We start from the raw sequence: 19110 nt of genomic DNA, 5'->3' as shown, positions 1-19110 counted from the left end.
CGACCGACTTCCGTGCGGCACCCCATCGCATGGGCTCGGAGGCGCTGCAACATGCACCATGCCGCAAGGGCCGGAAGGAACGGGGACGAACCGTTCTCCCTCTCCAGGAACCGCGATGACCGAACTCATCCGCAGCAACGACATCGTCCTGATCGGTTTCGCCGAATCCCTTCTCGCGAGCGCCGAGATTCCGGCCTTCGTCGCCGACGGTCACATGAGCGGTCTGGAAGGCTCCATCGGGGCCTTCGCACGCCGGCTGCTCGTGCCGGCGGATCACGCTGCCCAGGCTCGCCGCCTGCTGACGGAGGCGGGTCTGGCCCATGAACTACGCGACGCCTGAGCCGCGCTCCCCCGATGCGTGGCTCGGCGGCCGCCTCCAGTTGTATCAGCCCGACCGCGGCGCTCATCGGGCCGGCACGGATGCGGTGCTGCTGGCAGCGCTCCTCAGACCCGCACCGGGTGCCACGTGTTGCGATGTCGGCGCGGCGACGGGGGCGGTGGGGCTCGCCGTCGCGTTGCGTGCTCCGACCTGCCGCATGCTCCTCGTCGAGCGTGATCCTGCCCTCGCGGACCTCGCTCGCCTGAACGCGACGCTCAACGGTCTCGACGGGCGGGTCGATGTGGTCGCGGCGGACGTTCTGGCCAAAGGTGGCGCGCGCCGCGCCGCCGGCCTCGTCCCGGAATGCTGCGATCTCGTTCTCACCAACCCCCCCTATTTCGAGGCTGGCCGACACCGCATCTCTCCCATCGCCGACAAGGCCGCCGCCCATACTTTCCCGATGGGCTCACTCGACGGATGGCTGCGAACCTGCGTCGAGATCCTTCGTCCCCGGGGGCATCTCGGTCTGATTCACCGGGCCGATGCTCTGCCGGACTGCCTCGACGCCCTGCGGGGACGCTTCGGCGGCATCGGCGTCCGGCCGGTCCAGGCGCGGGCCGGGGAGCCGGCGATCCGGGTCCTGATCACCGCCGTGAAGGGAAGCCGCGCGCCGTTCAGCCTGCTGACGCCCCTCGTGCTGCACGGTGCCGACGGCGCGTTCACGCCGATCCTGGCCGCACTCAACGCCGGTACGGCCTGGATCGGTACGCGGCCGAGCCAGGATTGACGACGGGTCGCCGTTGCTAAGCCGCGTTGGCGAAGCCCGATCGGCGCACCATCTCTGCGGGAACGGCACGGGACTATCCGGCGCCCGGTTCCCCGAAATCCCAGCGAGACACGATGGCGCTCACGATTCCGACCGGTCTGCGGGCCTTCCTTCCGGCGCGCTGGCGCAAGCGCAAGCCACGGGTGGCGGTGGTCCGCCTCAACGGCGCCATCGGGGCCGCCTCGCCGTTCCGGGCGGGGCTCTCCATCGCCGGGCTCGCCGGTCCCCTGGAACAGGCCTTCTCCATGCCGCACGTCGCGGCGGTCGCGCTGGTCATCAACTCGCCGGGTGGGTCGCCTGCGCAGTCACACCTCATCCACCAGCGCATCCGGGCGCTCGCGGCGGAGAAGGGCTTGCCGGTCTACGCCTTTGTCGAGGACGTCGCCGCGTCCGGCGGCTACATGATCGCTTGCGCAGCCGACGAGATCGTCGCCGATCCGACGTCCCTCATTGGCTCAATCGGGGTGGTCTCGGCGGGGTTCGGCTTCGATCGCCTCATCGAACGCCTCGGGGTCGAGCGCCGCGTCCACACCCAGGGCGAGGCCAAGGCGATGCTGGATCCGTTCCGGCCGGAAAATCCCGACGATATCGTCAGACTGAAGCAGATCCAGGCCGATGTGCAGGACCTGTTCACCACCCTGGTGCGAGGCCGGCGCCCGAGCCTCGATTTCAATGGCGAGAACCTGTTCACCGGCGCCGTCTGGACCGGACGTCAGGCCCTGCGCCTCGGCCTCGTCGACGGGTTGGGGGATGCGCGCTCGACTCTTCGGGCGCGCTTCGGCGAGGATGTCCAACTCGTCATGGTGGCCGAGAAGCGCGGCTCACTCATCGCCCGCCTGCTCCGGCGCGCGAACCCCGGAAGCACCGCCGGTCTGGCGGTAGACGGTCTTGCCGCCGAGGCTCTGGCGGTCATCGAGGAGCGCGCCGCATGGGCGCGCTACGGTCTCTGATCGGCCGCTGCAGCGGTTTTAGCGGGCGCAGCCCTCGGAACCGTAGCCCGCATAGACCACCCGAACCTTGCGGGTGCAGGTCTCGGCTTGGACCGGCGCCGGCACGGTGACCACGTCGATGGGCGTGACGAGGGCCGGCATCGCGACGACGTTGGCGGAGTCCTGCGTCGCGAAGGCGTTCGAGGCACCCATCACGAGGGGCGTGGCAGCCAGCGAAGCGGCGGCGATGGCGGCGAAGACTGCGAAAGACGAGCGCATGGCGCGTTGATCCAAATGGTCGCCCGTCGGTCTGCGACGGCGAAGACTGCCTGATTGTTGCCTCAACTTGGCAGTGAGCGTGACAGTTCCGGCTACCAGACGGAATTGGGGCGAAATTGCGTGCGCCCGCACACCGGCATCGCTTGACACCCCCGACCCGCCTCTTAAACGCTGGCCGCCCCTTCACGGACCGGATTGCCCATGTCGAGCGCCAGCCACCTGTCGAGCGCCGTCGATCTCGCGCCCCAGACCTCGTTCCAAGGCTTGATCCTGACGCTGCAGCGGTTTTGGGCCGCCCAGGGCTGCGTGATCCTGCAGCCCTACGACATGGAGGTGGGCGCGGGCACCTTCCATCCGGCCACGACATTGCGGGCCCTGGGGCCGAAGCCCTGGAAGGCGGCCTACGTCCAGCCGTCGCGCCGGCCGAAGGACGGGCGCTATGGCGAGAACCCGAACCGGCTCCAGCACTATTACCAGTTCCAGGTGATCCTGAAGCCGAATCCCCCGAACCTGCAGGAGCTCTATCTCGCCTCCCTCGACACCATCGGCGTCGATCTCAAGCTCCATGACATACGCTTCGTCGAGGACGATTGGGAAAGTCCGACGCTCGGTGCCTGGGGGCTGGGCTGGGAATGTTGGTGCGACGGCATGGAGGTGAGCCAGTTCACCTACTTCCAGCAGGTGGCCGGCGTCGAATGCTCTCCGGTCGCGGGAGAGCTCACCTATGGGCTCGAACGCCTGGCCATGTACGTCCAGGGCGTAGAGAACGTCTACGACCTCAACTTCAACGGCGGCATCGGCGACGACAAGGTCACCTACGGCGACGTCTTCCTGCAATCGGAGCAGGAATATTCGCGCCACAATTTCGAGGCCGCCGACACCGCGATGCTGTTCCGGCAGTTCACCGATGCGGAGAAGGCCTGCCGGACCTACCTCGACGCCGGGGCCCCCGAGGGCGAGGCTGGGCTGCACCGGATGGCGCAGCCGGCCTACGACCAGTGCATCAAGGCGAGCCACGTCTTCAACCTCCTCGACGCCCGCGGCGTGATCTCGGTGACCGAGCGGCAGAGCTACATCCTGCGGGTGCGCGAACTCGCCAAGGCCTGCGGGGCCGCGTATCTGAAGACGGCCGGCGGTGGCGCGGCCTGATCCGAGGGCCGCACCGCGACTTGGCCTCTCGACGTCGATGGCGGCTCCCGCCGCACCAGCGACACCCTCGAAAAATCATCTCGGACGCCGCCTGATCCCATGCCCGACCTCCTCCTCGAACTGCGCTCCGAAGAGATCCCCGCCCGCATGCAGCGGCGTGCGGCCGACGACTTGCGCAAGCTCGTCACCGATGCCCTCGTCGAGCGCGGCTTTCTCTACGATGGCGCCAAGGCTTTCGCGACGCCGCGCCGCCTCACCCTTCACGTCGCCGGCCTGCCGCCCCGCGGCAAGGACGTGCGTGAGGAGCGCAAGGGCCCCCGCGTCGGCGCGCCGGACGGAGCGGTCCAGGGCTTCCTGAAAAGTGCGGGCCTCGCCAGCCTCGACCAGGCGACCATCGTCTCCGATCCGAAGAAGGGCGAATTCTACGTCGCCATCATCGAGAAGCCAGGGCGCGAAACCCTCGACGTGCTGGCCGAGATCCTGCCCCAGATCGTCCGCAGCTTTCCGTGGCCGAAATCCATGCGCTGGGGCAAGGCTTCGGCTCAGCCCGGCAGTTTACGCTGGGTGCGCCCGCTGCAGTCCATCGTCGCCACCTTCGGGCCGGAGACCGAGACGCCCGACGTGGTGCCGTTCGACGTCGACGGGATCGTGGCCGGGACGACCACCTACGGTCATCGCTTCCTCGCACCGGACGCCATCGAGGTGCGCCGCTTCGACGATTACGTCGCCGCCCTGGAGCGCGCCAAGGTCGTGCTCGACGCCGATCGGCGCAAAGACATCATCCTGCACGACGCCCGCGATCTCGCCTTCGCGCGCGGCCTCGAACTCGTGGAGGACGAGGGCCTGCTCGAAGAGGTCGCGGGCCTCGTGGAATGGCCCGTGGTGCTGCTCGGCACCTTCGACCCCGCCTTCCTCGACATTCCGGCCGAGGCCATCCGCGCCACCATCAAGGCCAACCAGAAGTGTTTCGTCTTGCGCGAGCCCGGCGCCGAACGCCTGGCCCCGGCCTTCATCCTGACCTCGAACCTCGTCGCCAGCGACGGGGGGCTTGCCATCACGGCCGGCAACGAGCGGGTGGTGCGGGCGCGGCTGTCGGATGCCAAGTTTTTCTGGGAGACCGACAAGGCGATCGAGTTGGAGGATCGGCTGCCGAAGCTCGATTCGATCGTGTTTCATGAAAAGCTCGGCACGCAGGGCGAGCGGGTCAAGCGGATCGCGGCGCTCGCGCGCGAACTGGCACCCCTGGTCGGCGCCGATCCCGACATCGCCGAGCGCGCCGCCCGCCTCGCCAAGGCCGACCTCGTCACCGAGATGGTCGGTGAGTTTCCTGAGCTTCAAGGCCTCATGGGCCGGAAATACGCGGCTTTGCAGGGCGAGAACCCGAGCGTCGCGGCGGCGGTCGAGGACCATTACAAGCCGGTCGGCCCGTCCGATCGCGTGCCGACCGATCCGGTCGCCGTCGCAGTGGCTCTCGCCGATAAGCTCGATACGCTCGTCGGCTTTTGGGCCATCGACGAAAAGCCGACCGGCAGCAAAGACCCTTATGCTTTGCGTCGTGCCGCGCTGGGTGTCATTCGGCTTATCAATGAACGCCAGGTCAAACTGCCGCTGCTGAAATACTTCGACACCGCCGATTTCGGATTTTCCCAGAAGAGTGTTTCTGCTCCTGAGAAGCTGGAAGATCAGTATCTTCCTGATCTCCTCGCCTTCTTCGCCGACCGCCTGAAAGTCTACCTCCGTGACCAGGGCGCCCGCCACGATCTCATCGACGCCGTCTTCGCCCTGCCGGGACAAGACGACCTCCAGATGGTGGTTCGCCGCGTCGAGGCCCTCGGCAAGTTCCTGGAGACCGACGACGGAAAAAACCTGCTCGCCGGCTACAAGCGCGCGGCCAACATCCTGCGGATCGAGGAGAAGAAGGACGGGCGGCCCTACGAGGCCGTGCCCGATGCGGCGCTCGCCGCACGGGGCGAGCTCGAGGAGCGCGCCCTGTCCGAAGCCCTCGTGGCGGCGCGGGCAGCCGCCTCGGCGGCGGTCGAGCGGGAAGATTTCGCCGGCGCCATGCAGGCATTGTCGACGCTCCGCGCCCCCGTGGATGCGTTCTTCGAGAAGGTGACGGTGAATTCGGACGATCCGGCCTTGCGTGAAAACCGCCTCGCCCTTCTCAACGCCTTGCGGGCGGCGACGCGGGAAGTCGCGGATTTCTCGCGCATCGAAGGTTGAAGCGCGCCAAAAATTCGGGAGACCTGCGTCAGAACGGGAGAATTGCGCAAGAACAGGCGCGGATCGGGGAACGGTCCCGCTTGGTTCGTCGTTGGATGCCGACGTTTTCGACACGGAGGTCCCCATGCGCAACACCCTCTTCGCCGCCACCACCCTAGCGCTCCTCGTCGGTGCTCCGGCCCTGGCCCAGGCCGAGACCACAATCATCCGCCGCGAGGCGCCGGACGTGGTCGTCGAGCGGCCCGCGAGCGAGCGCAAGACCGTCGAGACCCGCGAGAGCGCCGACGGCTGCGCCACCAAGACCGTGACGAAGGAAAACGACGTCGGCGACCGCAAGACGGTCACGAAGGAAGTCTGCGATTGATCCGTCCGCTCCGGCGCGATGCCGGGGCATGACAAGTCCACAACACCCGTCCTGGCTTTCGTCAGGGCGGGTTTTTACGTTTCGCGTCGGCCTACAGCGCCTTGACGTAGCGCCAGGCCTCCATGCCGTCCTCGTAATAGTCTTCGATCACGGCAAAGCGCGTGTAGCCTCTGCGCTCGTAAAGCCGGATGCCGGCGCCGTTGTCTGCGCGGACTTCGAGGCGCAGGTGCGTGCAGCCATGGGCGCGTGCGTCCGCCTCCGCCGCATCGAGGACGAGACCGCCGAGCCCGAGTCCGGCGCGCGCGGGCGAGACGGCGATGGAGGAGAGCCGCGCGTTGCGGCTGCCCCGTCGGCGCTCCAGGGTCGCGGCGCCCACCAGCATCGCGGGCCCCTCCCCGTCATCGGCCAAGGCCACGAGAACCGTCATGCTGGGCGAGCGGATGGCGTGACGGATCGCCCGACGCTCCGCGCGGTCGCTGGAGAAAGCGGCATGTTCGAGGGCGACGAGCGCATCGAGATCCTCGATCCGCGCCGGGCGGATCGCGATGGCGGGCGTGGTATCGAGCAACGGCAAGGCCGCGCTCACGCGGCGATCCAGGGATAGACCCAGGTTTCCGAGAGCGTCCGTCCCCCCGCCCGCAGAAAGGCCCGCAGATCCGTTTCCTGACCCGGGGTGGACACCGTGACGTCGATGGCCGCGCGCAGGCCACCCGTATGCGGATTGGCGACGAGGGAGGTCGCCGTCACCTTGGCGTTCGATGCGCTGGCGATCACCTCGACCCGGCTCGGATCGGCGCCGTAGTAGGCGAGATCGCCGCCGGCGAAATCGACGAGGAAGCGGCGGCTCAGCGCACCCTTGACCTCGTCCGCCTTGGCGGTGCCGCTGGCAGTCGCCGCCGCCCCGAAGGTGTTGACCACGCAGGCCCCGGGATGGAGGGCGTCGCCGCCGACGCTGCGCACGCGGTACGACAAGCGCACCGCCTCGCCGGCCGCGTAGGGCTGGCGTGGGCGCCAGCAGGCGACGATGTTGTCGTTGGTCTCCGTGTCGGTGGGCAGTTCCATGAGCATCACCGCCCCCTCCCCCCAGGCCCCGTCGGGCTCGACGAAGTAACCGGGCCGGCGATGGTAGGCCGCTTCCAGATCCTGATAACTCTCGAAGCGCCGGTCGCGCTGGAGCAGGCCGAAACCCTTCGGGTCTGTGTCGAAGAAGCTCGAAATGCGCCGCTCCTTCGGATTGTCGAGGGGGCGCCACAGCCACTCGCCGCTGCCGGCTGCGATCTGAAGACCGTCGGAATCGTGGAGTTCGGGCCGATAATCGTCGGAATGGCGCCGGTCGTTCTCGCCGATGAAGAACATCGAGGTCAGCGGCGCCAGCCCGAGGGTGGTGAGGTCCGTGCGGGGATAGAGCGTGGTCTGCACCGCCACCGTGGTTTCGTCCCCCGGATGCACGGTGAACCGGAACGCACCGGTAAGGCCGGGGCCGTCGAGGAGCGCATCGACGACGAGGGCATCGGCGTTCGCTTCCGGCATGCTTACCCAGAACTCCCGAAACACCGGAAACTCCTCCGGTCCGCCCTCGCCTTCGACGTTCACCGCGAGCCCGCGCGCCGACAGGCCGTAGCGTTCATCGCGGCCGAGGAAGCGGTAGTAGCTGGCGCCGAGGAAGACGATGAGCTCATCGAGGAGGCTCGGGCTGTTGAGGAAGGAGTGGATGCGTAGGCCGGCGAATCCAAGATCCACCGGCAAGGGCTTGTCGACCTTGGTCCGGCCCATGTCGAACAGGCTCGCCTGATAGGCGATGGGAGTGGCGACGCCGCCCCGCACGAGGTTCACCGTGACGGGCCGATCGTACAGGAAGCCGAGGTGGAACAATTGCAGCCGGAACGGGCTGCCCTCGGCGCCCAGGAACGCCTTGTCGGGTTTGAAGCGGATATCGCGCCAGGCATCGTAGTCGAGCCTGGCGATGGCAGGTGGCAGGTTCGGCGCTTTCGCGGCGTGGGGTACTTTCGACAAGTCGCGGGCCCGCCGCTCCACGTCGGCAAAACCAAAGGGCTGCGGCACGCCCGGTTGTGCCGACGCGGCACCGGAGAGCAGCCCGGTGGCGGCCAGACTCGTGACGCTCAAACCGGTGATGACGGCGCGGCGGTTCGGTTCTGTCATGATCCTGCGCCCTGATACGGCCGTCGAAGGGTGAATGGACCGCTTGATGGCGCGTCAGCCCGGGCTTGGAAAGAGGCCGTGGAGGCCGACGCGGCGTTTGTGCAACATTCGCGGTCCGCGACCCTGTCGCGTCGAAAAGATCCGCGTTTTTTCTTGTCGCCGGAACGCGATGCTCGTATATCGCCCTTGCCCAATTTCGCACGTGCCTGTGGCCGCGTGTCGGTTGGTGGGCATCCGGCCAACTGCCGGACAGCCGCCAGGGGTCTTAAAGGATCGATGGTCGATAGGGTGGATTCCCTACGGCCGGCATCCAGGTGGCGACACCGGACCCCGACAACAACCGGCAGCCGGAGGCGAAACCGGCGAACCCCGCTCTCCACGGGGGACGCAGCTTAAAGCAACGACGAACGGGCTTTTTTGGTCTCGTCGGCCCTCCAAAGGCCGGCACCGAAGAGGCTTGTTTCTCTTTGCCCGGCGTGCGGTGGGGATCTCCCTTCCAATCCAAGGCAGCTTCCGGGAGCGTTTGCGCCCGCGCTCGACAGCGTGTCTCCAAAGCACGCCGCGCGCCGCGTCGCATCGATCCCAGACGCCGGACGACTCACGTCGTCCTGACATTCGACAGCGCGCCCCACGCGAGGGCGCTTGCGAACCTATGGGTTGGAAACAGCATGACCGATCGCATCCGCGACTTCCTTCGCGCGCGCCGTGACATGGGCCAGGACGAAGGTCCCGTGATGGTTCTCGACCTCGATGTCGTGCGCGACAACTACACCGCTTTCGCCCGCGCGCTTCCCGACACCCGGGTGTTCTACGCCGTGAAGGCGAATCCGGCGCCGGAAGTGCTGCGGCTGCTCGCCGAGATGGGCTCGTGCTTCGATACGGCTTCGGTGGTCGAAGTTGAGATGGCGCTCGCCGCCGGCGCGACCGCCGACCGGATTTCCTTCGGCAACACCATCAAGAAGGAACGCTGCATCGGCCGCGCCCTCAAGCTCGGCGTGCGCCTGTTCGCCGTCGATTGCCAGGTCGAGGTCGAGAAGATCGCCCGGGCCGCCGAGGCCGCCGGTGTCGAGGCCGCGGACGTGCAAGTGTTCTGCCGGATCCTCTGCGACGGTGCAGGCGCGGAATGGCCCTTATCGCGAAAGTTCGGATGCGTGCCCGAGATGGCCGTGGACGTGCTGGAGCATGCCTGCCGCCAGGGCCTGCACGCCTACGGCGTGTCGTTCCACGTCGGCTCGCAGCAGGGCAACACCGAAGCCTGGGACGGCGCGCTGGCCTCCGCTTCCACGATCTTCCGCGAGTGCGCCGACCGGGGCATCACCCTGTCGATGGTCAACCTCGGCGGCGGCTTCCCCACCAAGTACCTCAAGGCGGTGCCGGGCGTGGAATCCTACGGCGACGCGATCTTCCGCGCGCTCACCAAGCACTTCGGCAACCACCTGCCCGAAACCATCATCGAGCCGGGCCGCGGCATGGTCGGCAATGCCGGGATGATCGAGGCCGAAGTCGTGCTGGTCTCGAAGAAGTCGCAAGCCGAGGACGAGATTCGCTGGGTCTACCTCGACATCGGCAAGTTCGGTGGGCTGGCCGAGACCATGGACGAGTCGATCCGCTACGCGATCCGCACGGATCACGATGGGGATCGCACGAGCCCGTGCGTGCTGGCCGGACCGACCTGCGATTCGGCGGACGTGCTCTACGAGAAGGTGCCGTATCCCCTGCCCGTCTCGCTTTCCATCGGCGACAAGGTGCTGATCGAGGGCGCCGGCGCCTACACGACCACGTACGCGGCTGTGGCGTTCAACGGCTTCCCGCCCCTTCAGCAATTCGTCATCTGATTCGGACTACCAGCATCGCGGACGGTTGACCTTCGATCGTCCGCGTTCTCATCCCGAACCGAGGGCCCGTGCCCGACGCGAGGATCGTTCGTCCCCCGCCCAGATTTCGGGAAAGGGTGTGGCCTTGTTTCAGATCCGCCATGAACGTTCGGGCGATGTTCTCGCCCGTGAGCATCTCCTCGACCTGTGCTTCGGCGCTGCCCGACGCCTGAAGACCTCCGAGCGGCTGCGCGAAGGCCGGCTTCCGGCCGAGGGACTCGCGTTCACGGCCGAGTATAACGGTCATGTCTGCGGCACCGTCCGTCTCTGGCACGTCGAGGCCGGATTTCGCCGGCCGGCCCTCCTGCTCGGACCCCTGGCGGTCGATCCCGAAATTCAGGGCCATGGCCTCGGTGCGACGCTGATGAGCCATGCGCTCACACGGGCGACGATTCTCGGCCACGGCGCCGTGCTGCTGGTCGGCGACGCGCCGTACTACGCGCGCTTCGGCTTCACGCCGGAACTCGTGGCGGGCTTATCGATGCCGGGTCCGTTCGAGCGCGAGCGCTTCCTCGGGCTCAATCTCCGCCAGGGCGGCCTCGATGGTGCCCAGGGCATCGTGCGCGCGACCGGCGCATGGGGCGATGCGGACGCTCCGCCCCCGGCCTTCGGCGACGCCGGTGCGGCGTCGCGACGACGGGTAGCCTGACGTCGGGGTGGTTCGTCCTAACGATTGGGATTGGTCTGTCCGGCGAGATCGCAGCGGCGGCGGAAGGCGGCATCCCGCTGGTGGCTGAGGGCGCGCAGGAGAGCGGCGGTCAGGGTGATGATGCCGGGATCGCGGTCGATGGGCTCTTCCGCCTGGGCGGGCAGGTTTGCAGTGAGGATTGCGAGCATGGCTGGGGTCCTTGGGTTCGATGGGGCGGCGCGTCCTCCGGCTTTGTTGCAGTGCAATATCGGCTTACGTCCCGAGGCTCGCAATCCCGCCGAGTGGGATGCAAGGCTGCGGTGAGAGCATGGACGGGTTCACGCTCCCTTAGGAACCGAGCTGGACGTGGTTGACCCGCCGGACGCCAGCCGCCACTGAGCCCGTCGCGTGCGCGTCATCTGTGCCGGCTAGGTGCGTCGGCCACCCGCGCGCATCGCGACGCCCGAGCAAGTTGTTAGGAGTGCCTGCCCATGACCGAAGCCGCCACCGCCTGGCCCGTCCACGGCCGCATCACCGGACCCATCGTGATGATCGGCTTCGGCTCCATCGGACGCGGCACCCTGCCGCTGATCGAGCGCCACTTCGCGTACGACAAGAGCCGATTCACCGTCGTCGAGCCGTCCGATGCCCATAAGGCGCTCGCCGACCAGCATGGCCTGCGCTTCGAGCAGGTGGCGCTGACCAAGGAGAACTATCGCGCGATCCTGACGCCGCTCCTCACGGAGGGCGAAGGACAGGGCTTCTGCGTGAACGTCTCGGTGGACACCTCGTCCCGCGCCATCATGGAACTGTGCCGCGAGCTTGGCGCCTTCTACATCGACACCGTCGCCGAGCCCTGGCCGGGATTCTACTTCGACAAGTCGAAGAGCCAGGGTGACCGCACAAATTACGCCCTGCGCCAGGACATCCTCGATGCCCGCACCGCCAGCCCCGGCGGCACCACCGCCGTGTCGTGCTGCGGCGCCAATCCCGGCATGGTGTCGTGGTTCGTCAAGCAGGCGCTTCTGAACATCGCCAACGACATCGGCCTCAAGACCGCGGAGCCGACGGATAAGACCGGCTGGGCGAAGCTCATGCAGGAAGTCGGCGTCAAGGGAATCCACATCGCCGAGCGGGATACCCAGCGCGCCAAGAACCCGAAGCCCCGGGGTGTCTTCGTCAACACCTGGTCGGTCGAAGGCTTCGTCTCCGAGGGCAACCAGCCGGCCGAACTCGGCTGGGGCACCCACGAGACCTGGCGTCCGGACAACGCTCGCGATCAGGAGAAGGGGTCGCGCTGCGCCATCTACCTGCTCCAGCCCGGCGCCGACACCCGCGTGCGCTCGTGGACGCCGACGGCCCAGGCGCAGTTCGGCTTCCTCGTGACCCACAACGAGGCGGTGTCGATCTCGGATTACTATACGGTGCTGGAGGGTGAGCGCGCCGCCTATCGGCCGACCTGCCACTACGCCTACCATCCGGCCGACGACGCCGTGCTGTCCCTGCACGAGATGTTCGGCAAGGCCGCCGTCGTCCAGGAGAAGCACCACATCCTCGACGAGACCGAGATCGTCGACGGCATCGATGAACTCGGCGTGCTGCTCTACGGTCACGAGAAGAACGCCTACTGGTTCGGCTCGCAGCTCTCCATCGAGGAGACCCGCCGCATCGCCCCCTACCAGAACGCCACGGGCCTTCAGGTGACCTCGGCCGTCCTCGCCGGCATGGTCTGGGCCCTCGAGAACCCTGAGTCCGGCATCGTCGAGGCCGACGAGATGGACTTCCGCCGCTGCCTCGAAGTGCAGATGCCGTATCTCGGCCCAGTGGTCGGCGTCTACACGGACTGGACCCCGCTGACCGGTCGCCCGGGCCTGTTCCCGGAGAACATCGACGAGACCGACCCGTGGCAGTTCCGGAACGTGCTGGTCCAGGGCTGACGAACGCTGATCGACGCCGCCCGTGATTGCGGGCGGCGTTCGCGGTGCTTCACGGTCTGTCCGGGATCGAGGTCCGGAGCCGTGAGGGCGACCGATCGACCTCGCAACGTTTCGATCCGACGAAGTCGTCGCTTTGTCCGAACGCGACGGATCCCCGGCAGTCGGAGATGTCGATGACCGCGTGGTCTTCCGACTTCGGCCGGGCGCGCGGTTGAGGCGACGAGCGTCACGATGCGCGACGGGGAGCGTTCCCTTTCCCACTGAAGATTGCGTAGCGCTCTTGAGCGTTTTCGGTTTAATCTGGTTCGTACCCTGCTGCGGCGAAGAAGTTGGCGCACTCGTTGGGTGTGACGGTGTCGACGAGGCGTCCGATGGCCGACCACAGTCCCTCGACGGTGCGTTCGGCCGCCTTGCGGAGCAGCGCTTTGAGCTTCGAGAACGCCATCTCGATGGGGTTGAAGTCGGGCGAGTAGGGCGGCAGGAGCAACAGCCGTGCGCCGGCCGCCTCGATCGCCGCCCGCACGGCCGGACTCTCATGGCTGCCTAGTGCGATGACGCGATCATAGGATTCACGGATCAGGTGATGCATGCGAGTCTGAGCGTTGGCTCAGACCGTCTGCGTGCTCCTCGACGATGCCACCCAGTCAGCGCTTGCCGCGATCGCCGGCGATCGATCTCGGCCCTTCAAGCACATCCTGCGGGCGCGGATCGTCCTGCTCTCAACCGAGCGCGTGAACGTGCAAGAGGTGGCTCGGCGGGCCGGTGTCAGTCGACCCGCCGTCCGGCGCTGGCAGCAGCGCTTTGCTGAAGAAGGCGTCGAAGGCCTGCTGCGCGACAAGACCCGCCCACCTGGTACTCCACCGCGTTCCACCCGGACAGTCGCGGAGGTGCTGGCGCTGACCTGTTCGGAGCCGCAAGACGAGGTCACGCACTGGACCGGACGTGCCGTCGCCAAGCGGATCGGGATTTCACTGCGCTCCATGCAACGGATCTGGCAGGAGCATCGCCTGCAACCGCATCGGATCCGCCCGCACGATCCGGCCTTCGCCGAGAAAGTCAAGGAGGTCGTGGGCCTTTATATGAATCCGCCTGCCCACGCCGTGGTGCTGTCCATCGACGAAAAGAGCCGGATCCAGGCCCTGGAGCGCACCCGCCCCGATCAGCCCCTCGGTCCAGGCCACCCAGCCGCGCAGACCCACGACTATACCCGCCACGGCACCACGACCTTGTTTGCCGCCCTCGACGTCCTGGATGGCACCGTGCTCGGTCGTTGCATGCAGCGTCATCGCCACGGCGAGTTCATCCGTTTCCTCAACGCCGTCGAGGCCGTCGTGCCGGCCGGCAAACTCGTCCACGTCATTCTGGACAACTATGGCAGCCACAAACACCCAAAGGTTCGCGCTTGGCTCGCCCGCCACCCACGATGGACCTTCCACTTCACCCCGACTTCAGCCTCTTGGCTCAACGCTGTCGAGGGCTTCTTCTCCACCCTGACCCGTCGCCGCCTGCAGCGGGATACCTTCACCGGCGTCGTCGACCTCCAAGTCGCCATTGATCGCTACATCGCCGAGCACAACCGCAGCCCAAGGCCCTTCATCTGGACCAAGCCCGCCTCTGCGATCTTCGACGCCCTCAGCCGAGCCCCTGAACCATCCGTCCGAGTCGGTGCACTAGTGGAGCATCTTCGGCGAGGAAGTCACCATTCCAACCATAGAATTTGCCTAACAGCCAAGCGGGCTATTGTAAAAATTCTATATAATATTAACCTCTAGAGATATCTCAGTAAGCTTTACTACAATTTACTCTGAAGAAAATACTATTTCATGAACATAGATATCGTCTTCTTTACTCAATTCATGTATTAAAATGTCACCATAATCAAAATCAAAAATTTTTCGGATGTTGATATTTTGAACGTTTCTGTAGTTAATGCATATTCCCAAATCATGATACGCTCCTATTAAAATTAACTCAACATCGCGAGTTTTTCTGATATTATTTGATTCTGAAATCAAAAGATTATAGTTCCTGATTGACAGGCTTTCGATCCACGCATCGTGTAAAGACTCACGAAATTCTGGGTAAATTAACTTCTTATCAGTGAATATTCCACGGGTCTTTTCAGGTATAGAGGTACAACTCCAGTATTGCAGATAATTCTGAAAATTCCAATCTGCGCGACTTTTGTCCAAGATTTTCATTTCAGCAGCACCTTCTTTGAGGTTGCTTTTACCTGATTTTTCCATCTGTCGCCTTTAATCAATGAATCACCTTTTCCAGGAAAAAGTTCCATTTTCCGATGTAAGGAGGAGCTCGGCCTCGACCACTTCGAGGGCCGATCATGGATCGGGCTGCATCGACATGCGCTGATGACGATGATGGCCTACGCCTTCCTCCAGTCCCGGCGGCTCGCAGCAGCGGGACGGAAAAAAAGAATCGCCCGCCCACCGCCCCCTCCCTTGATGCCAGCGATCCGGCAAGCCATCCTGGATCACCTCAGCCGGCCACCACCACGGCGATGCCCGCACTGTGACGCTGACCTCGACCAGCCACCTTGAGATCAATCTGCCAAAGTAGTGCGAGGGCGCATGCTCTCCACAATCTCAACGAAATGAGCTTCGTATCTCTCGACTGTCATCGTCTGCGAATCTCATTTCGAGTGGTGAGCCCTGTCGCGTCAGGCACACGTCGGGCGACAGGCAACCGAGGACGCAGGTGCCAGGGCCGGGGTGTCACGGTCCGCGCCCGACGAGGCCTCGGAAATCGCGCGCGAGCAACTCGGGTGGGATCGATATTTCCTCCCAGCGGTTGCCGTCGAAGCGATGAACGCCGAGCTTGTAGTCGAAGTAGAACAGCACGTCGTCCACCGCCTGCACCCTGAGTGGCGTCGGTGTTCCCCCCCGGCGCAGCCGCGGCTTCAGGGGTGTGAGGTGGTGGCCGTCGAAGATGTGTAGGGCGTAATCGGACGCGACAATGTACTTGTCCTTGAACCGGATGATCGACAGGAGCGTCTCGGTGTCGCCCGCAAAGCCTACGTTGCTGAAGCCACTCCGTGCATTTCCGACCAGTATGGTGCCGCGACTGCCGACCATCCAAACCTTGTCGGACGTTTCGATGAAAATGTCCTTGATGACATACGGGCTCGATCCTGGAAGCGGAATCTCTGTCCAGGCTTCGCCGTTCCAGTGGTAGGCCCGTCCTTCCGTGGATAGCCCCTTACTCGGCGCGTTCTTCCTGGCCAGTTCGTAAGCGCGGTCCCAGTCATCCCAGCTTCGGCTCTCACGAAGCTCTTCCCGGGTTTTTTATCGATCTTGACTTTCATCGGAAAAGACACTCCGGAAACGTATATGTCATCGATGTTAGTGCTAACGATGCGGCCAAACCGCACGACCTCGAAGCCGAGCTTGGGCGTTTCGGCGAAAGGTATCTTGTCCCAACGGTTGCTGCCGGACCTGCGATAGATCTGAGCGCCATGCCCGACTGCCCATAGTTGGCCTTCGATCAACCCAAGACCCGCGAGCCCACCCGCGCCTGAAGCATCAGGACTTTGCACGCCTGCACCGAGGATCTTCTCCCGTGACGTCTGGTCTCCGACCCAGCAAACATCGCCTTCGTTGCTAAGAGCGGCAAATCGAGATCCGATACATTCTGTAGTTCCCGGGGCTGTGACAGAATAGATTTCTCGTGCTATGTCGGTGCGCGACCATGGTTGTGGTAAAGATTCATCGTAATCGAGCAGCGCGCTGAACGGATCATCATATTCCAATTCGCATAGTGCGATGCAGAACTGTCCACGACCGGTAGCGTGGGCTGCGTTTATCATTGGTGTCCAATCGATCATTTCATTTTCCATAGACATATTTCAATAGTATCCGCGTCGGAGGACGTTCTTCGCAGCCCCGCTCGGGAGCGGTTTTTCCTGAGTCTGACCCGGCTGCTCTGAATCGAAACCTCTTTGTCCTATTTGAAAACTGAATTTCTATTTCGCCAGATCCTTACATCTTTCCGAAAAATATTCAATATTACCAATAGATAACTTGGCTGCTGAAATGATTTCTCCAAGGGGCGCTGTTCCCGACGGCGTATAGTCCGCTCCAAGATCGTTCAGCGATTTCCGAAGATCGGCGTGAATGCCGTCCAGGCCACTTCCGTGTTGCGCCTTGCTTAAACAGATCGCCATACCCTCGTTCAGCGTCGGAGCATTCGGAATGCGATCGGCGGTCGAACTCATCCCGGCGCCTTTCGGTCGCGCGCCCAGGCGGTAGACCATATCCGGAACGATGTGATGCGAGTCGCCGTCACAGACGTTGAGAAGCTTCTTGTATTCATGGACCAGGCATTTCCGATCTCTCCTGTTGATGCGAACGGTCCTAGGAGGCGGCGGTATCGACCTGGGACGCGGCTTCTCCTCGACGATGGTGTCCCGCCCCCGACGCGCGGCACGCTCCTTGTCGAAGCAGTCCTGCACCTCGCCTTGCGGCACCCCTTGCTTCTCGAGATCGCTCGCCTTCCGAAAAAGCTGGCGCTCGAAATCGTCTTGGGGAAGCGCATCCCTCCATGCCGGCGCCAGAGACGTCGGCGACAGGGCCAGCTTGGCTGGCGGTCACCCACGGACCGTACCGCAAGCCCGCGATGATGCGACCCCAATTGCCAAGGCGTTCGAGGGTCGGTCTGGCCGGCGCTGCCGGCGGGGGATTTGCCCAACCGCCTGCCGATCCGCTCGGGAGTGCTGAAGTGCCCCCACTCATGATCTCAAGACGCCCACGTCAGGAATAGCGAAAACCACAGCCGAGCTAGCATCCGATCCTCAGGCCCCACGGCGGAGCGAGCCGGGCAGCGGATCATCGTCTTCAGGGGCCTGGCGCGCCCGCTGGTCCTTGACGTAGACCGCCTCGCCCACCGTGTTGCGCCGGTTCATCCAGAACCGGTCGAGGTGCCGGATCACCGGCGAGCCCTCCGCCCGAACCTGCGGCGCGTGGCCGATCGGCTCGGTGATGTCCCGATGCGTACCCGACTTCACGCTGCCGCCCGTGCCGGCTTCGTCGCCATGCACGTGCGTCGTCCTCGAGCGCAGCACCATCGCCGTCTGCGCGGTGAGCCGCACCGAGGACGCGTAGCCGTCGAAATGGTCGCCGTAGTCGACGATCGGGTCGGGGGCCGGCACCAGGGCCGAGCCCCGCGGCGNCTGCGCGGTGAGCCGCACCGAGGACGCGTAGCCGTCGAAATGGTCGCCGTAGTCGACGATCGGGTCGGGGGCCGGCACCAGGGCCGAGCCCCGCGGCGTCAGGCACGGGTCGAGGGACGACGAGATCGCCCTCGATCGCGAATGCGTGGCGTCAGATCACTCCACTCGCTCGAAGCCGCCCGGATAGCGCTTCCGGTCGAAGTGAAGGATGTCGAACCCCTGTGACTGCGACAGGAGCGCTAGGTGGGCCCGGGCGTTCGTCACGATGAGGTTGCCCTTCTTGGGCTGGCCTCCCAGGGCGAAGATCGGTGCGAACGAGAAGATCTGGTCCTCGTTCAAGGGCCCGTCGCCCTCATGCGCGAGCTGAAGGCCAANGAAGTGAAGGATGTCGAACCCTTGTGACTGCGACAGGAGCGCTAGGTGGGCCCGGGCGTTCGTCACGATGAGGTTGCCCTTCTTGGGCTGGCCTCCCAGGGCGAAGATCGGTGCGAACGAGAAGATCTGGTCCTCGTTCAAGGGCCCGAACTTCCGCACGGCCTCGTCGTAGAGGTCGTAGTCGTCGTACGTGTCCTCCTCGGCCAGGAACGGCACCACGAACTCGGTAGGGCTCGCCTGTTGATCCTTGGCCCGAGGATCGGCGAGGATCGTGATCCGGCCGCGCTGGAAATCGAACTCGATCGCGCCGAGCGAGCGGTTCCAGGCGTAGACACTGCCGAAGGCCGTGATGAGGTAGGGCACGCAATCGGCCGCGTTCAGCAGGCTCTTGCCCTCGAGGGCATCTTCGATGGACGGCCAGACCATGTCGGGNACTGCCGAAGGCCGTGATGAGGTAGGGCACGCAATCGGCCGCGTTCAGCAGGCTCTTGCCCTCGAGGGCATCTTCGATGGACGGCCAGACCATGTCGGGGTCGCAGGTCCTGAACGTGCCTTTGAGCCAGATGGAGATGCCGACCCTCGACCACATGTAGGCCAGAACTTCGGGAACATGCGCTTTGCCCCCACCGTATTCAAATGGGCGCAAGATCTCGGGGTGCTTCCGCTCGATCGCTTCATCGAACAGGGTCTTATATCTCTCAGCCGTCATTGTTTTCTCACTTTCATTTTTTCAATCAAGATACGCGATTGCTGCAGGCATCCCGCCCCTTGATCGTGGCGCAAAGCCGCACGTTCATCTTCTCTCCAGGCTTCAAGCTTTTCGCATGTCGCTCGAACTCGGCCAATCGGCTGGGCCAACCTC

At 64.9% G+C, this 19110-nt stretch carries 16 protein-coding genes and 3 pseudogenes; 11 read left to right on the top strand and 8 right to left on the bottom strand.

Features of this window, described 5'->3' with window-relative positions:
- The first annotated feature begins 115 nt into the window (after nucleotides 1-115).
- From ASG60_RS04615 to ASG60_RS04605, 3 genes are all read left to right on the top strand, one after another.
- Nucleotides 116-340 (top strand): DUF2007 domain-containing protein, encoded by a 225-nt coding sequence (locus ASG60_RS04615; protein ID WP_056261169.1) that lies wholly within the window; start codon nucleotides 116-118, stop codon nucleotides 338-340.
- Nucleotides 321-1106, top strand: a complete 786-nt coding sequence (locus tag ASG60_RS04610) for a methyltransferase (protein WP_056261171.1) — start codon at nucleotides 321-323, stop codon at nucleotides 1104-1106. Before ASG60_RS04615 ends, ASG60_RS04610 begins: the two co-directional genes overlap by 20 nt.
- 113 nt (nucleotides 1107-1219) lie before the next feature.
- Nucleotides 1220-2095 (top strand): S49 family peptidase, encoded by an 876-nt coding sequence (locus tag ASG60_RS04605; RefSeq protein ID WP_056384367.1) that lies wholly within the window; start codon nucleotides 1220-1222, stop codon nucleotides 2093-2095.
- 18 nt (nucleotides 2096-2113) lie between these two features.
- Here ASG60_RS04605 and ASG60_RS04600 read toward each other — a convergent pair whose 3' ends face one another.
- Nucleotides 2114-2353 carry a hypothetical protein gene (locus ASG60_RS04600; RefSeq protein ID WP_056384366.1) on the bottom strand — a complete coding sequence of 80 codons (240 nt, stop codon included), beginning with the start codon at nucleotides 2351-2353 and terminating at the stop codon, nucleotides 2114-2116.
- A gap of 201 nt (nucleotides 2354-2554) precedes the next feature.
- On the opposite strand from ASG60_RS04600, the gene ASG60_RS04595 reads away from it, so the two are divergent.
- The 3 genes from ASG60_RS04595 (at nucleotide 2555) to ASG60_RS04585 (ending at nucleotide 6089) form a co-directional block, all read left to right on the top strand.
- Nucleotides 2555-3502 carry a glycine--tRNA ligase subunit alpha gene (locus ASG60_RS04595; protein ID WP_056358482.1) on the top strand — a complete coding sequence of 316 codons (948 nt, stop codon included), beginning with the start codon at nucleotides 2555-2557 and terminating at the stop codon, nucleotides 3500-3502.
- 99 nt (nucleotides 3503-3601) lie between these two features.
- A complete protein-coding gene (glyS, locus tag ASG60_RS04590) occupies nucleotides 3602-5725 on the top strand; it encodes a glycine--tRNA ligase subunit beta (protein ID WP_056384365.1) in 2124 nt (707 codons plus the stop codon).
- A gap of 124 nt (nucleotides 5726-5849) precedes the next feature.
- A complete protein-coding gene (locus tag ASG60_RS04585) occupies nucleotides 5850-6089 on the top strand; it encodes a hypothetical protein (RefSeq protein ID WP_056384403.1) in 240 nt (79 codons plus the stop codon).
- 91 nt (nucleotides 6090-6180) lie between these two features.
- On the opposite strand, the gene ASG60_RS04580 is transcribed toward ASG60_RS04585, so the two are convergent.
- Together ASG60_RS04580 and ASG60_RS04575 are read right to left on the bottom strand one after the other, a co-directional pair.
- Nucleotides 6181-6675, bottom strand: a complete 495-nt coding sequence (locus ASG60_RS04580; protein ID WP_200918695.1) for an N-acetyltransferase — start codon at nucleotides 6673-6675, stop codon at nucleotides 6181-6183.
- Nucleotides 6672-8249 (bottom strand): glucan biosynthesis protein G, encoded by a 1578-nt coding sequence (locus ASG60_RS04575; protein ID WP_056384364.1) that lies wholly within the window; start codon nucleotides 8247-8249, stop codon nucleotides 6672-6674. Before ASG60_RS04575 ends, ASG60_RS04580 begins: the two co-directional genes overlap by 4 nt.
- Nucleotides 8250-8917: 668 nt before the next feature.
- Here ASG60_RS04575 and ASG60_RS04570 point away from each other — a divergent pair.
- Nucleotides 8918-10084, top strand: coding sequence for a type III PLP-dependent enzyme (locus tag ASG60_RS04570; RefSeq protein WP_056167385.1), 1167 nt, complete (start codon nucleotides 8918-8920; stop codon nucleotides 10082-10084).
- Between the two features lie 124 nt (nucleotides 10085-10208).
- Complete coding sequence (locus ASG60_RS04565; RefSeq protein ID WP_056303915.1) at nucleotides 10209-10772, top strand: N-acetyltransferase; 564 nt, start codon at nucleotides 10209-10211, stop codon at nucleotides 10770-10772.
- Between the two features lie 17 nt (nucleotides 10773-10789).
- Here ASG60_RS04565 and ASG60_RS23110 read toward each other — a convergent pair whose 3' ends face one another.
- Complete coding sequence (locus ASG60_RS23110; RefSeq protein WP_200947650.1) at nucleotides 10790-10960, bottom strand: hypothetical protein; 171 nt, start codon at nucleotides 10958-10960, stop codon at nucleotides 10790-10792.
- Between the two features lie 282 nt (nucleotides 10961-11242).
- Here ASG60_RS23110 and ASG60_RS04560 point away from each other — a divergent pair, with 282 nt between their 5' ends.
- A complete protein-coding gene (locus ASG60_RS04560; RefSeq protein WP_056384363.1) occupies nucleotides 11243-12688 on the top strand; it encodes a saccharopine dehydrogenase NADP-binding domain-containing protein in 1446 nt (481 codons plus the stop codon).
- 295 nt (nucleotides 12689-12983) lie between these two features.
- On the opposite strand, the pseudogene ASG60_RS04550 reads toward ASG60_RS04560, so the two are convergent.
- A pseudogene (locus ASG60_RS04550) lies at nucleotides 12984-13235 on the bottom strand (transposase); the annotation flags it as partial.
- A 55-nt stretch (nucleotides 13236-13290) separates the two neighbouring features.
- Here ASG60_RS04550 and ASG60_RS21790 point away from each other — a divergent pair.
- Nucleotides 13291-14343: pseudogene (locus ASG60_RS21790) on the top strand (IS630 family transposase); the annotation flags it as partial.
- A 144-nt stretch (nucleotides 14344-14487) separates the two neighbouring features.
- On the opposite strand, the gene ASG60_RS22465 reads toward ASG60_RS21790, so the two are convergent.
- A complete protein-coding gene (locus ASG60_RS22465) occupies nucleotides 14488-14934 on the bottom strand; it encodes a hypothetical protein (RefSeq protein ID WP_156398784.1) in 447 nt (148 codons plus the stop codon).
- Nucleotides 14935-14985: 51 nt separating this feature from the next.
- Between ASG60_RS22465 and ASG60_RS23330 the strand changes: the two are divergent.
- A pseudogene (locus ASG60_RS23330) lies at nucleotides 14986-15221 on the top strand (IS701 family transposase); the annotation flags it as partial.
- A 199-nt stretch (nucleotides 15222-15420) separates the two neighbouring features.
- On the opposite strand, the gene ASG60_RS04540 reads toward ASG60_RS23330, so the two are convergent.
- A complete protein-coding gene (locus ASG60_RS04540) occupies nucleotides 15421-15780 on the bottom strand; it encodes a hypothetical protein (protein ID WP_244476575.1) in 360 nt (119 codons plus the stop codon).
- Nucleotides 15781-16667: 887 nt separating this feature from the next.
- A complete protein-coding gene (locus tag ASG60_RS22455; protein ID WP_156398783.1) occupies nucleotides 16668-17171 on the bottom strand; it encodes a hypothetical protein in 504 nt (167 codons plus the stop codon).
- Nucleotides 17172-19110 lie beyond the last annotated feature (1939 nt).

The organism is Methylobacterium sp. Leaf469, assembly GCF_001424745.1.
Classification (GTDB): Bacteria; Pseudomonadota; Alphaproteobacteria; order Rhizobiales; family Beijerinckiaceae; genus Methylobacterium.
This window is presented reverse-complemented; position numbering and strand designations above follow the sequence as displayed.